This is a genomic window from Cytobacillus sp. EB106-05-05-XG126 (genome assembly GCF_058791715.1).
Genome location: NZ_JBYTDU010000001.1, coordinates 1,889,085 through 1,902,878 on the forward strand (window position 1 = coordinate 1,889,085; position 13,794 = coordinate 1,902,878).

Annotated in this window: 14 protein-coding genes and 1 tRNA gene; 9 read left to right on the top strand and 6 right to left on the bottom strand. The window is 39.8% G+C overall.

All coding sequences use genetic code 11. The annotated features are described in order from the left end of the window. Nucleotides 1–65: 65 nt before the first annotated feature. Together AC3WTL_RS09360 and AC3WTL_RS09365 are read right to left on the bottom strand one after the other, a co-directional pair. Nucleotides 66–1,040, bottom strand: a complete 975-nt coding sequence (locus AC3WTL_RS09360) for a proline dehydrogenase family protein (protein WP_248346717.1) — start codon at nucleotides 1,038–1,040, stop codon at nucleotides 66–68. Between the two features lie 196 nt (nucleotides 1,041–1,236). Beyond that, a tRNA-Val gene (locus AC3WTL_RS09365) sits at nucleotides 1,237–1,309 on the bottom strand. A 247-nt stretch (nucleotides 1,310–1,556) separates the two neighbouring features. Between AC3WTL_RS09365 and AC3WTL_RS09370 the strand changes: the two genes are divergently transcribed. The 4 genes from AC3WTL_RS09370 (at nucleotide 1,557) to AC3WTL_RS09385 (ending at nucleotide 4,134) form a co-directional block, all read left to right on the top strand. Continuing rightward, the gene (locus tag AC3WTL_RS09370; protein ID WP_248346715.1) at nucleotides 1,557–2,321 is read left to right on the top strand and encodes a SurA N-terminal domain-containing protein; all 765 of its coding nucleotides are present in this window, start codon (nucleotides 1,557–1,559) and stop codon (nucleotides 2,319–2,321) included. Between the two features lie 128 nt (nucleotides 2,322–2,449). Continuing rightward, nucleotides 2,450–3,064, top strand: coding sequence for a YczE/YyaS/YitT family protein (locus AC3WTL_RS09375; protein ID WP_222497330.1), 615 nt, complete (start codon nucleotides 2,450–2,452; stop codon nucleotides 3,062–3,064). A 109-nt stretch (nucleotides 3,065–3,173) separates the two neighbouring features. Beyond that, nucleotides 3,174–3,392 (top strand): hypothetical protein, encoded by a 219-nt coding sequence (locus tag AC3WTL_RS09380; protein WP_048009084.1) that lies wholly within the window; start codon nucleotides 3,174–3,176, stop codon nucleotides 3,390–3,392. A 157-nt stretch (nucleotides 3,393–3,549) separates the two neighbouring features. Continuing rightward, a complete protein-coding gene (locus AC3WTL_RS09385; protein WP_222497331.1) occupies nucleotides 3,550–4,134 on the top strand; it encodes a hypothetical protein in 585 nt (194 codons plus the stop codon). A 121-nt stretch (nucleotides 4,135–4,255) separates the two neighbouring features. Here AC3WTL_RS09385 and AC3WTL_RS09390 read toward each other — a convergent pair whose 3' ends face one another. The 3 genes from AC3WTL_RS09390 to AC3WTL_RS09400 all read right to left on the bottom strand — a co-directional run bounded on the left by AC3WTL_RS09390 (nucleotide 4,256) and on the right by AC3WTL_RS09400 (nucleotide 7,865). Beyond that, nucleotides 4,256–6,214 carry a TRAP transporter permease gene (locus tag AC3WTL_RS09390; RefSeq protein ID WP_048009082.1) on the bottom strand — a complete coding sequence of 653 codons (1,959 nt, stop codon included), beginning with the start codon at nucleotides 6,212–6,214 and terminating at the stop codon, nucleotides 4,256–4,258. Continuing rightward, a complete protein-coding gene (locus AC3WTL_RS09395) occupies nucleotides 6,204–6,734 on the bottom strand; it encodes a DUF1850 domain-containing protein (protein ID WP_222497332.1) in 531 nt (176 codons plus the stop codon). Before AC3WTL_RS09395 ends, AC3WTL_RS09390 begins: the two co-directional genes overlap by 11 nt. 138 nt (nucleotides 6,735–6,872) lie before the next feature. Continuing rightward, complete coding sequence (locus AC3WTL_RS09400) at nucleotides 6,873–7,865, bottom strand: TAXI family TRAP transporter solute-binding subunit (RefSeq protein ID WP_222497333.1); 993 nt, start codon at nucleotides 7,863–7,865, stop codon at nucleotides 6,873–6,875. Nucleotides 7,866–8,094: 229 nt separating this feature from the next. On the opposite strand from AC3WTL_RS09400, the gene AC3WTL_RS09405 reads away from it, so the two are divergent. The 4 genes from AC3WTL_RS09405 to AC3WTL_RS09420 all read left to right on the top strand — a co-directional run bounded on the left by AC3WTL_RS09405 (nucleotide 8,095) and on the right by AC3WTL_RS09420 (nucleotide 10,776). Further along, a complete protein-coding gene (locus AC3WTL_RS09405) occupies nucleotides 8,095–8,817 on the top strand; it encodes an alpha/beta hydrolase (RefSeq protein ID WP_222497335.1) in 723 nt (240 codons plus the stop codon). Nucleotides 8,818–9,006: 189 nt separating this feature from the next. After that, nucleotides 9,007–9,525 (top strand): YjcG family protein, encoded by a 519-nt coding sequence (locus AC3WTL_RS09410; protein ID WP_222497337.1) that lies wholly within the window; start codon nucleotides 9,007–9,009, stop codon nucleotides 9,523–9,525. Nucleotides 9,526–9,529: 4 nt separating this feature from the next. Then, on the top strand, nucleotides 9,530–9,952 hold the full coding sequence (locus AC3WTL_RS09415) for a GNAT family N-acetyltransferase (RefSeq protein WP_197207630.1): 423 nt from the start codon (nucleotides 9,530–9,532) through the stop codon (nucleotides 9,950–9,952). Between the two features lie 149 nt (nucleotides 9,953–10,101). After that, a complete protein-coding gene (locus AC3WTL_RS09420) occupies nucleotides 10,102–10,776 on the top strand; it encodes a DUF421 domain-containing protein (RefSeq protein WP_048009076.1) in 675 nt (224 codons plus the stop codon). 31 nt (nucleotides 10,777–10,807) lie between these two features. Here the strand turns inward: AC3WTL_RS09420 and AC3WTL_RS09425 are convergent, their stop codons facing one another. Then, nucleotides 10,808–11,092: a hypothetical protein gene (locus AC3WTL_RS09425; RefSeq protein WP_222497346.1), complete on the bottom strand. Its 285-nt coding sequence runs from the start codon at nucleotides 11,090–11,092 to the stop codon at nucleotides 10,808–10,810. 357 nt (nucleotides 11,093–11,449) lie between these two features. On the opposite strand from AC3WTL_RS09425, the gene AC3WTL_RS09430 reads away from it, so the two are divergent. Continuing rightward, nucleotides 11,450–13,768, top strand: a complete 2,319-nt coding sequence (locus tag AC3WTL_RS09430) for a UvrD-helicase domain-containing protein (RefSeq protein WP_222497348.1) — start codon at nucleotides 11,450–11,452, stop codon at nucleotides 13,766–13,768. Nucleotides 13,769–13,794 lie beyond the last annotated feature (26 nt).

Sequence of the window (13,794 nt, forward strand, 5' to 3'; positions counted from 1 at the left end):
CAAGAATTCCTTTATAAAAAGATAAAAAGCCTCCCGTTAAAATTTATAGGGAGGCTCCTGCATTATTATTTTTTCCGTTTCTTTGTCAATCTGCCTAATAAGAAAGCTCCTGCTGCAACACCAATGACTGTATTTGTTTTCTTGGTAAATACCTGCTTGGCCACAAGGTTTAAGTTCTGCGGCCGTTCTGCCAGGCGTCTCATGAAGTAGCCATACCAGTCATGTCCAAAAGGAACATATGTGCAGAAATTATAGCCTTCACCAGCAAGCTTCAGCTGCATATCCTTGCGGAAGCCATAGAGCATTTGGAATTCAAATTTATCTTTAGGGATATTGTTAGCCCTTACAAAATCTTTTACATGATTAATTACATTATGGTCATGTGTTGCAATAGACGTGAATTTGCCATTCAACAGATGCCATTCTATTAATTTAATAAAGTTAGCGTCAATGTCATTTTTGTCCTGATAAGCAATTTCTTCAGGCTCCTTGTAAGCACCTTTGACAATCCGCAGCCGGAAATTCTGATATTTCTTCAGGTCTTCTTCAGCATCCAGGAAATATGCCTGAATAACTGTACCGAAGTTATTGTATTCCTTAGATAATTCATCCAGAATGTCAAAGGAAGGCTGCAAGCGCTTGGAGTCTTCCATATCCATATTCACAAATATACCATACTGGCTTGCTCTCTCTACTATCTCCCTAACATTTTCCAGGCAGAAAGAGTAGTCAATATCAAGGCCTAATTGAGAAGGCTTTAAAGAGATATGTGCATCCACCTGATTTTCATGAATCGCCTCTATCACTTCTATTATTTGTTTTTTCGCTTCTGCCGCCTCTTCTTTTTTATATACAAATTCCCCGAGGTTATCGACAGTACAAGAGATGCCATGAGCATTAAGCTCTTTTATGCTCTGAATAGCTTCTTCTAAATTTGTCCCCGCAACTACATTCTGCGCACCCAATTTCAATCCATATTTCTTTGCGGCACTATTCAGAAATTCGTTTTGGGAAAGGCCTATAAACAGATCTTTCAACATAGAAATATCCCCTAACTCTTGTAATTTCACAATAAAATTATAGCATAGATTTTCAATAAAAATTATTTTGTGAATTTTTATATTTTAACGATTCCCTATCACTGTTTCGTTAAAACATCGGGGTAGTTCTCAGTTCAAAAACAAATTTCCTATCAACAAAAAAATGCCTGGCTACGGCAGCCAGGCATTTTAAGTATGATTCCGACTGGGTTCGAACCAGCGACCTCTACCCTGTCAAGGTAGCGCTCTCCCAGCTGAGCTACGGAATCGTTATGAATATTGCCCTGTATTGGGGACAATATAAAATATACTTCTTTCCAACATAAAAGTCAATACCTATATTTCATCCATAGACTATAAAGTTAGCAGCCGGGAAGCTAGATTACATTCCCATTACAATTTATGCATTTATGCCTTAAAGGTATCTTTTTGAGAATTTTTGCTTTATAATGCCCTCTATATGATTCATTTGTTAGTTGAATCAAACTATACAGGGTTACGGAAGGAGAAATATCAATGAAGAAACTAATGTATCCCTTTTTACTAGTATTAATATCTGCTGTTTTAGCTGCTTGCGGAGCTGACGATAAAAGCAAGAGTGCAGATAAAAAAGAAGAGCCGAAAACAGCTGAAGCCGATCAGCAGGACCAGCAAAAGCAAATGGAAGAAATGCAAAAGAAAATGGATAAGCAAAAGCTTGATGAAGAAAAGACAGTTGCAATTGTGAATGACCAGGAAGTTCTTGGACGTGAGTATAACAGTGTCCTTACTTCTTCACAAATGATGTATCAGCAAATGGGACAAGACCCTACTACAAAAGATGCTGCCGAGAAAATTAAGAAGCAGACACTTGATAGTCTTGTGGGCCAGACACTCCTTCTCCAGGAGGCTGATAAAAAAGGCTATAAAGCTTCTGATGAAGAAGTCAAAAAGCAGCTCGAAGAAACAAAAGGACAATTCAAAAATGATAAGGAATTTGAAACAGCAATGAAACAGGCTGGCCTTAATCCCGATTCATTAGAGAAGGAAATTGCCAACAATATTAAATATACGAAATACATCGAAGGCGAGATTAAACCTGAGAATGTTACAGATGCTGAAATTCAAAAATTCTATGAAGAATATGCAAGCCAGGGTGGTGCTGAAGGACAGGAGCCCCCTAAATTGGAAGAAGTAAAACCGCAGATCAAACAGCAGCTCGAACAGCAAAAACAGCAGGAAATGCTCGTTAAGCATGTAGAAGATTTGAAGAAAAATGCAAAAATTGATATTAAAGTATAATTATCATTGAGCAGCTCCCATTTATGGGAGCTGTTTTTCTATGTTTATTCATCATGGAATCTATTGGATATCTTCTTCCCCTTGAGTAATTATTTAAATGCTGTAATATGTATTGGGGAGGATTCTACATGATTAAACACACTACATTCATTCAAATAATTGCAGGTTATTTAATTCTCACTCTTGGTGTTTCACTAATCATCTTATCCAATCTTGGTGCAGGTGCCTGGGACACTGTTTATGTTGGGCTTTTCAATAAATTCGGTCTTACCATTGGAACCTGGTCATTCCTGGTTACGGCTTCCCTTATATTTTTCAATGCCATACTTTCCTGGGAAAAGCCGCAGTTTAAATCATTTATTGGAACCATTTTAGCGAGTCTGGGGATCGATTTTTGGATGGAGCTTGTTTTTAGCGGCTTCACCGTTACACACTATCCCTATCAGATACTTGCCTTCTTTACTGGTATTATACTTCTGGGCTTCGGAGTATCTATCTATATCCGACCGCAATTATTCAGCGGCCCCATTGATGGATTAATGATCGCAACTGCCAAAAGGCTCAATATCAGTATGAAGACTGCACGTATTATTAATGAATTTTTAGCACTGGCCATTGGCCTTCTCTTAGGCGGTCCGGTCGGAATGGGTACTTTGTTAGTAGCCATCTTTTTAGGCTATGCCATACAATATGGGACTGTCCTTCTAAATCACTTAAAAGATAAGGGATTAAAGATTATTTAAAAGACTTCATTTATGAGGTCTTTTTTTATGCGAACAAATTTTCGCATTCCACTTGATCAGGAACGCACGTTCGTTTATAATGTAAATAAAAGTAAGGAGGGGTTTCTCTATGAAAGGAATTCTTTATCGAGCTATGGAAGAGAGAAAGCCTGTGGAAATCATTTATCTCTCCAAACGCAATTCATTTTCACAAAGAAAAATATTAATCAAAGAACTTCGAGGCAGCACGATTTTAGCCTATTGTTTATATAGAAAACAAATGCGTATCTTTAATTTGAATCATATCATGTCCATTTTACCCGAAAAGAAGGCTCGCCAGATAAGCTAAAAGACCAGTTCACTTCATTCATCAAGGCTGTATTTCACAAAAGAAGTACGGCTTTTTATTATGCCTCCTTCCCGATTATCCTGCTCCCTTTGGGGTATATATTCTCTAACTGGGAATGGACACTAAAATTCCCCATGATTAGGAAAGGAAGGATGTTATGAAAACTAACTCTTTAATTACTGCATTGTTTGCAGGCAGCCTTTTACTGGCAGGCTGTAATCAGACTGAAGAGCAAATTGTAGAGGAGGAAGACAAAAACAACCCTTCTACGGAAGAACAGCGGGCAGAAACGGAGGAAACACCCGAAGAAAACAAAAGAATAACTGAAGAAGTTGGCTTGGGAGACACTCGAGACCTTTTCACAGAGGCTTATGGTGAAAATAAAAACAACGAGGAGATAGCCCGCTTTAATGGAGACAGTATGCTGGTAGAGTTTAAAACCCATCGCGCAGTTAATGTTGAGCTGCAATTTGAAGATATGGAAAAAGATATGAGTAATGAAGAGGCTCTTGCATTTATCGAAAAAAGGATTCCGAAAGATGCTGAGGAAGTTAACAGAGTTAAAGATGATAATAACCAGCGTGAAATCATTGAGTATAAAAGCAAACTATTAAAAGAAACCCTCAGTGAAGAAGTATATGAAGGTGATGAACCCGGTACATTCACTGTTCTATTAACAAGCAGCGGAGAAGACTATGTCAGTGCCACACTTTCTATCGGCCATAGCGACCAAGGAGCTTGACATCCCCAGCAAACAGAAGCAAAAAGGAAGGATCTCATATGAGCATCCTTCCTTTTTTTCTGTAAATTATCTTTGTACTTCGGGAAATTCCTGATCAAGCGCGTGAGCTTTTTTTAACAAATTAAGCTGTTTGCGGCTTGGCCTGATCGTCTTTTTTTATGAAAACCTGCAATGCAATTAACAGGATAAAGATACATAATCCTACAATATCAGTAACCCCTTCAGGGTAAATAAGCAGCAGGCCTCCTGCAATTCCAAGCAGTCTTTCAAAAATATTCAATTTACGCAGCCAGTAGCCAATTACACCCGCGCCAATAGCCATCATACCTGCCAAAGCGGTGAATACTACCCAGATTAAGTAATACCAAGTGGTGTCGATCATCAATAACTCCGGTGACAGGACAAACATGTATGGGATAATAAAAGCTCCGATGGCAAGCTTGGATGCTGTTACTCCTGTCTTTATCGGATCTCCGCCGGATACTCCAGCTGCAGCAAATGCTGCAAGAGCAACTGGAGGTGTGACATCTGCCACAATACCGAAGTAGAATACAAATAAGTGAGCAGATAAATCAGGTACGCCCAGGAGAATGATTGCCGGGGCGGCTATTGTTGATGTAATAACATAGTTTGCCGTTGTAGGTGATCCCATTCCAAGGATAATTGCTGCAACCATTGTCAGCATCAAAGTAGGAATCAACAGCCCTCCGGAGAGATCAAGAAGGCCATTCGCCATCTTTAATCCAAGACCTGTCTTTACAACTACCCCAACAATAATACCTGCCGCAGCTGTTGCTGCAGCAACGCCCAAAGCTGTGCGTGCACCATCAACTAAAGCATCGATTGCATCTCTGAATCCAATACGTGTTTCCTTGCTAATCATACTTACCGCAACCGTAATGACAATTGACCAAAGAGCAGCACGAATTACGCTCATTCCGCTCATCAGCAGGATGATAACTGCTAAAATCGGCAGCAGCAGATAAATTTTCTTCATTACTTCTTTGCGGTTAGGCATCTCTTCGTCTTTAAGGCCCCTAAGACCTACACGTTTCGCTTCAAAGTGAGTCATGATCCAGACTCCTGCAAAATATAGAAGAGCAGGAATTGCAGCTGCCTTTGCAATATCCCAATATGTAATTCCGCCGCCAATAAACTCAACCATGAGGAATGCAGCAGCACCCATAATTGGAGGCATTATCTGGCCGCCAGTTGATGCAGTCGCTTCAACTGCGCCAGCGAATTCTTTTTTGTAGCCAAGCTTTTTCATCATAGGGATGGTAAAAGAGCCTGAAGTTACTACGTTAGCTACAGAACTTCCGCTAATCGTTCCCTGTAGTGCACTTGAGAAAATGGCAACCTTCGCAGGTCCGCCTGTTCTCTTTCCAGCGATGGATACGGCCAAATCATTAAAATACTGGCCAACCCCCGTTTTTACAAGGAACGAACCAAATAACAAGAATAGGAAAATAAACGTAGCAGATACGCCTAAAGGGGTACCCAGGATTCCCTCGGTCGTAAAGAACATGGTCTGCACCAATCTTTCTAAATCAAGACCCCGGTGCGCCAAAAATGCCGGCATATATGGCCCGAACATTGCATAGGCAAGAAAAATGACGGCAATAATGGTGATGGGAAGACCAACCGCACGCCTGGTTGCTTCCAGAACCAGAAGAACTGCAATTAGACCAACATAAAAATCAATCTCGGTCAGACGCCCGGCCCTCATGACAATTTCATCAATAAAAAGTGGCCAATAAGCTCCTACAGCAATACCCAGTATAGCTAAAATGATATCATACCAGGCAACCTTATGCTTTCGTCCCCTGTCTTTCTTCCTTGCAGGGAATAACAGAAAGATTAAGGCTAATGCAAAACCTAAATGAATCGAACGCTGCAGTTGGGCTGTAAGCATCCCGAAAACCCCTGTATATAAGTGGAAAAGCGAAAATGCTAAAAGCCCAAAAAAGACGATCCAGCCTAATACTCCTCCTAATTTCCTTGTACCAGCCTCTGGATCATATTTCTCCAGCAATTTCTGCTGTTCCTCAAGAGATAATGTTTCCCCTTTATTTTCCAAGGATATTCACTCCTTTCAATACCTCGAATAAGTTTATTTTTTTTGCCTTTATTCTTACCCATGTACCGGGTTCGATATAATCTGTAAGGACATATTCCTGGCCTTGCAAAATCAATCTGTGATTCGCTCTGACCTTACCCAGCCTTAAGTCAAATGAAGGAAAAACCCTATTCATATTCTTAATATAATATTTGCCGTTCTTTTGTTCAAATGTTTCTCCATCTGAAGCATTTTCAGGCATGCCAATGGCAAAATCCTCATACATGAGTTCGAACAATTTAATACTTCCATCTCCGGTTATAGTATAGCTTTCTACAACATCCGTAAGGTGGATGGAATGTGTATACTTTATCTTAAATGTTCTGTTCTCTTTAATCGGGAAATAAGCAATCACCTTTCCTTTGTTTTGATACTCAAAAACACCTGCCTGCTTAATGGGTATGAAGAACATGATTGCGATGGTTATGATTACGAGGAGTGCCAGGACCGCCTTTTTATACCCTGGCTTATTAAAGTTCATGAAACCTCCGCCTAAAAAAATTTGTCAGCTTTTACAATTGATTGCCACTTCATTTAAAAAAATTAATTGACCGGCGCAATAACCTTATCAGGTTTTACAGCCGGCCAGATTTCATCATTTGATTATGTTAGTGAAAGGTTATTCAGCTTTAAAGCCTTTTTCGTCAAAGTACTTTTTAGCACCAGGGTGCAGTTCAATACCAGTACCTTTAACAGCATTTTCAGCCTTAATCATTTTTCCTTTGGCATGTGTAACTTTATCAAGGTTCTCAAAGATTGCTTTCGTAACATCGTAAACTACATCCTCTGAAAGGTCATTTGAAACAACAAGCATTGCCTGTACTGCTACTGTCGGCACAGCTTCTGCAAGCTTATATGTTCCAGATGGCACTTCATCCTTCACATAGTAAGGGTATTTCTCAATTAATGCATCGATTTTATCCTGCTCAATCGGAACAATCACAACGTCTTCAGTTGCAGAAAGTCCTTCTACAGCACCTGTAGGAGTTCCTGCTGTAACGAATGCTGCATCAATAGTGCCATCCTGAATTCCGGCAGTTGACTCATCAAAAGAAAGATCCTGTTTTTGGATGTCATCCAATTTGATTCCATGCACTTCAAGAATCTGTTCTGCGTTTGCAGCAGTTCCTGAACCAGGTGCTCCGATTGAAACTTTTTTGCCTTTTAAGTCTTCAACAGATTTAATGCCAGATTTTGCAGTAGTAACGATCTGGATCGTTTCAGGATAAAGTGTACCGATCGCACTTACATTGTCAACTGCTGCACCTTCAAACATTAATTTACCTTCTTGCGCATATGAAGCAATGTCAGTTTGAGAGAATGCAATCTCTGCATTGCCATCTTTCAGTGTGTTCATGTTCTCTGCAGATGCACCTGAAACTTCAGCATTTGTATCAATGCCTGTTGCATCAGAAATAATCTCAGCGAATGATCCGCCCAGCGGATAGTATGTACCGCCTGTTCCACCAGTCACGATGCTCATAAACTTAGGCTTGTCTGCTCCGCCTTCTCCATCTCCGCCGCCTTCATCTTTTCCGCCGCCGCAGGCTGCAAGAACCATAGAAAGCGCTAACAGCAGAGCTGTGGCCAGGAATATACTTCTCTTTTTCATCCTATTTCCCCCTTATAAAGTTTAGATTTTATCAATTATATACTAACATAAACCTTATTAGAATTGTCAAATGATTCCTAGCTGCATTATGATATAGAAACTTACTTACTCCAATAAAATTGTATCCCGGTCTATGAATGAGAATGCAAGTAAAAAGCAATTCCTATATATATATGATAAAATCATCATGTAAACTCTTACATAAAGACTAAACGGAGGAACAGACATTATGGATTACCCTAGAGGATCAATACAGGATATCAGGATTCAAAGCAAAGAACTGGGTGAAGAAGTTGAACTGCTCATTTATTTGCCCGCTTCCTTCTCACCTTTATATAAATACACTGTTGTTATAGCTCAGGACGGGAAGGATTACTTCCAGCTGGGAAGAGTCGGACGCATCGCAGATGAATTATTAGATGGAAAAGAAATCGAAAACATCATTATTGTTGGTGTCCCTTATAAAAACGTCAAGGACAGATGGGAGAAATATCATCCGGACGGTGGACAGCATAATGCATATATCCGTTTTCTTGCACATGAACTTGTTCCATATCTTGACCGTGAATTCCCTACCTATCAAATGGGAATGGGACGAGCACTTATGGGAGATTCCCTTGCTGCAACTGTTTCCTTAATGGCGGCCCTTCAATACCCTAATACTTTCGGGAGGTTAATTCTTCAATCACCTTATGTTGATAACTCCGTTTCAGTAGCAGTAGAGGAATTTACGCATCCTCACCTTCTTAATATTTATCATGTTATCGGGAAAGGCGAGACATCTGTAAAAACCACAGGAGGGGAAGAGAAAGATTTTCTTACTCCAAACCGGGATCTTTCCAATTTGTTTAAGCAAAGGAAATTTCCTTACTTCTATGATGAATTCGATGGAGATCATACCTGGACATACTGGCAGCCTGATTTAAAAAGGGCATTAAAGTTTATGTTTTAACTGGAAATTGAGTGAAAAGAACTATACTCCGCTATAAAAAGATTACCTAAGCTCACTGCTTTTTATTGTGAAAAAAGGTATAATTATATAGTGAATTTCGAAAATTTGCTATAATAGTTCAACAAAGTGTTTTTCATTTAAGTTAACCTGCAAATTATAAAAATTATTAATAAACATGGAGGTTGTTGTATGGAGACTAATTACGGCATCGTTATTTTCCCGTCAAAAAAGCTGCAGGATTTGGCCAATTCTTATAGAAAGCGGTATGACCCGCATTATGCTCTAATTTCTCCGCATATAACTTTAAGATCGCGCTTTGAAGCATCTGAAGAAGAAATAAAGCGGCTGACAGAAACGCTTTATGAAATTGCTAAGAAACACGAACCATTTCAAATAAATGCATCAAAAATCAGCTCTTTCCAGCCTGTCAACAATGTGATTTATTTCAAAATTGAGCCTTCAGCACAGCTCGAAGAGTTACATGTTGAACTAAATGATCATATTAGCGGAGAAACACCCGAGTATAATTTTGTCCCACATATTACCATCGGGCAAAAACTCTCCAATGATGAGCATTCAGATGTTTATGGAAGCTTAAGGATGCAGCCCGTGAATCATGAAGAGGTTATCGATCGTTTTCACCTTCTGTATCAGCTGGAAAATGGTTCTTGGACCGTTTATGAAACATTCAGGCTAGGAAAGGAATAGTGAAATGGAAGTAAAAGTTGTATCATCTGAGCAAGAACTGCAAGATGCTTTCTCAGTAAGGAAACACGTTTTTGTCAGCGAGCAAAATGTTCCTGAAGAAGAGGAAATCGATCAGTTCGAGGACGAAGCAGTCCATTTTGTACTTTATAATAATGGCATGCCTGCAGGTGCCGGAAGGTTTCGTACCGTTGACGGCAATGGCAAAGTGGAAAGAATTTGCGTATTGAAGGAACACCGCAAGAGCGGATCCGGAAAAGCAATAATGGATAAAATTGAGGAACATGCTTTGAAACAGGGATTGTCTGCCTTAAAATTAAATGCCCAGACTCAGGCCATACCTTTTTATGAAAAACTGGGCTATAAGGTGATCTCTGAAGAATTTATGGATGCCGGAATCCCGCACCGTACAATGAAGAAAACGATATAACGGACAAGCTCCTGCCATGATGGCGGGAGCTTTTTTGATGCCTCATCCCAGACAAAACGCGTTAGAAGCTGCTTTGAAAGTTATTTGCAATAATTATCGGGCTTTCTGCAAACACTATTTGGGATACAGCATTCTAAGGAGTGGTTTGAATGGAATATTTACATATCTTAAGTGTACTTGTGGTAGGATATATTTTCTTGTTTATTATGGCAAAACTCCTGGGAAAAACACAAATTACACAAATTACTCCTTTTGATTTTATCTCAGCCATCGTGCTAGGCGAGCTGGTTGGCAATGCTTTATACGACCAGGAGACTGGAATACCCGAGATTTTCTTTGCTGTTACAGTATGGGGAACTTTAATTTACGCGACGGAAATCATTACTCAGAAATATAAACGGGCACGCAAGCTTCTTGAAGGTGAACCCTCAATAGTTATAAAAAAAGGGAAAATTATTTACGAAGAACTGAAGAAAAATCATCTTGATATCAATCAGCTTCAGCACCTCCTCCGATCAAAAGATGTTTTTTCAATCAGGGAATGTGAATATGCCATTCTGGAAACAGATGGAACGGTCAGCGCATTAAAAAAGCCGCTTTTCGCAGCACCAACCATTCAGGATTTAAATCTCCCAATAAATAATGCAGAACTGCCTGTAACATTAATTTTAGACGGAGAGGTGGTTTGGGATAATCTGAAGAGCATTAATTGGGACGAAAAGATACTAAAGAATGAAATAAAAAAATTGGGAGCGAGCGGTGTCAAAGATGTTCTGTATGCTGAATGGAAAAAAGGAGAGGCATTGCACGTGCAAACGTACTAAGCCTCTCCTTTTTCTGCCTGATGGCTCTTTCTTATATGCATTCACTAATAAAACGCCCTTTTCCTGTCAGCTCTCCATATGTTTCTTCTGCTATTTTCCTTGTGTTGCGTGTTTGGGTGTTTTCCCGCTCCTTAGTAATTGATTTAGTTGACCTTCTTTGAAAATCAAGGGGAAGTTCGTGGCGGAAAGCTTTTTCATTGGATTGTGCTGATATCCTGGCAACTGGCACGAACCGAAAAGGATCATACTTTGTGCCAATCTCTCTTTCTGCATACTGATTATATTGATATGAAGCTACAGGCAGAATATAGCCCATGAAGACTCCCCTTTCGATTATGTATTTATCGCAGTCTAACGGGCAGTAAGACCCCCACTTCATGACTCAGAGGAATCAAAGGAGGATAAGTGGGGCTCAAACTGCCCGTAAAGGCCCGATTGGTTCAACTAACAATCAGTGGGGGATAAGGAAAACCCCCACTGATTGAAGTTTCACTTTATCTGATTATTAAGAGAATACGTAACTATTTTTCATTTTATGTACCCGTTTCCATGAAATTTTAAACAGAAAAGCACTTTAGAATCCTCTACCGGTTTGTTATGATTAAATTTGTCTTGTTGTTAAAAAGAAATAATATTGTTAAACTCGGCAATTTATATATAATGGGGTATTTTTATGAAAACAGCAAAGTTACATAATAAGACTGTGAATCTGGAACAATTGAACAGAGAAAGTTTTCAGCATATTTATGAAGAGGGCAAAAAAGGAAAGCTGTTCTGCCCTGAATGCGGAGCTTCTGTCCGTTTGTATTTGGGAATTCTTGATGAACCTCATTTTTATCATATTCATCAAGACAGCAGAACGTGCAGAGATATAATTCTTAACCCCGAACCAGTCCAGACTGAGAATGAAGAATATATAGAAAGAAATGGGTTTAAAATTCCTGTTTCGAGGTCAATTGCTTCAGCCGCAATAAAGGAAACCGAATCAGCCTTTAAAAAAGCTCAGCCGGTAAAAAATATCCCCCCCTATAGAAAAGAAGGTACTGCCAGTCCCAGTTTCCCTGATGAATACCTAAAGTCCCTTTTACAGGCAGGTGTATTCTTGGATAAACAGCAGGCAGCGGCTGTGTCTCATTTAGATGGCCCGCTGCTCGTTCTGGCAGGTGCAGGCAGCGGCAAAACCCGTGTTTTAACAACACGGACTGCTTTTATGCTTCGCGAGAAAAATATCGACCCTAAATCCATTATGCTTGTTACATTTACAGCTAAGGCTGCTGCTGAAATGAAGGAGCGTCTTATCCAATACCCCGGAATGGATTCCCGAAAGGTTAGGCAAATCGTTTCAGGCACTTTTCACAGTTTATTCTATCGGATACTTTCCTTCCACAATCCCAATAAATGGACTTCAGGAAAGCTCCTTAATAAAGAATGGCAACGGGAACAGATTATTAAAGAATCCAGCAAAGACTTAAAACTCGATGAAAAGGAATTTGCCTTTGATCTTGCCCTCCAGCAAATCAGCTATTGGAAAAATTCTCTTATCGTACCTGGCAAGGTTAACCCAAAGAATGATTGGGAGGAACAAACTGCGATTCTTTATCAAAGGTATGAACAAACTAAAACAAAAAAAGAATTATTTGATTTCGATGATATGCTCACAGGCTGCCATGCCCTTTTTCTGGAAGAACCTGAGATTCTGGAACAATATCAAAACCGCTTTCATTATTTCCTGATTGATGAATTCCAGGATATTAATAATGTTCAATATGAGCTAATGAAAATGCTGTCTGATAGAACTAAAAATGTCTGTGCCGTGGGAGACGATGATCAATCTATATATGCCTTCAGAGGAAGCGATCCCCAGTATCTTTTGGATTTCGAGAAAGATTTCCCTGGTGCCAAGGTAATAACATTGAATCAGAATTACCGCTCTGCTCATGAGATTGTATCAGCTGCAAACAAAATTATTTCTCTGAATAAATTTAGACGTCCCAAAAGCATGAGTGCTCAATTTTCCGGTGGACAGCACCCCTTCCTCTTTTTTCCTTATGATGAGGAAGAAGAAGCTACGATGATCCTGACTGATATCCGGGAAAAAATTGAAGAAGGATATGAACCGGGGGATTTTGCAGTATTATTCCGTACCCATACCGGGAGCAGAGCCATTTTTGAGCGGCTGGCTAATTCCAGCCTTCCTTTTAAATTGGATCAAGATGCCGAATCATTTTATGATCGATTTATTGTTCGAAGCATGCTTGCTTTTCTAAAGCTATCGGTAAATGAGGATGACCAAAATGCTTTAAAGGATATGCTGCCTTCATTGTTTATTAAACAATCCGTCCTTCAGGATATTAAGGCAGAAAGCATCTTACAGGATTGCTCATTGCTGGAGAGCCTGAAGTTTATAAAAACAGGCTTTGCTTTTCAGGAAAGCAAATTGAAAAAAGTGATCCCTGTTACAAGATCAATCTCAGGGCTTACTCCAACCACCGCAATTGAAACGGTTGAAAAAGAATTGGGATTTCAGGACTTTATAAAAAAACGAGGCAATGAAGGCAATAAAATGGATAAAGGCTCTGATGATATAAAAGATTTGAAGGTCGCTGCACGTAATTTCCAGTCTCTTCAAGAGTTTCTGGAGCATACTGAACATATGAAAGCCATGAACAAAGAAATCAAGCGCCTAAGCAGAAATAATGATAATGCCGTTACATTAAGCACTATCCACCGTGCAAAAGGGCTTGAATATAATGTGGTATATGTGGCCGGTGCAGTTGAAGGAAACCTTCCGCATGACCATGCTTTGGAAGCTTACCGTTCAGGTGAGTCTGCCCCTTTAGAGGAAGAAAGAAGATTAATGTATGTTGCTGTAACAAGGGCCAGGAAGGATTTGTATATATCTGTTCCGGAAAAAAGGCGTGGACGGAAGGCATATCCATCAAGGTTCCTTGCCCCCATCACAAGAAGCGGCAGAAACAAAGACGAAAAATAAACAGAAGACCTGGCTGCTAACCCGGC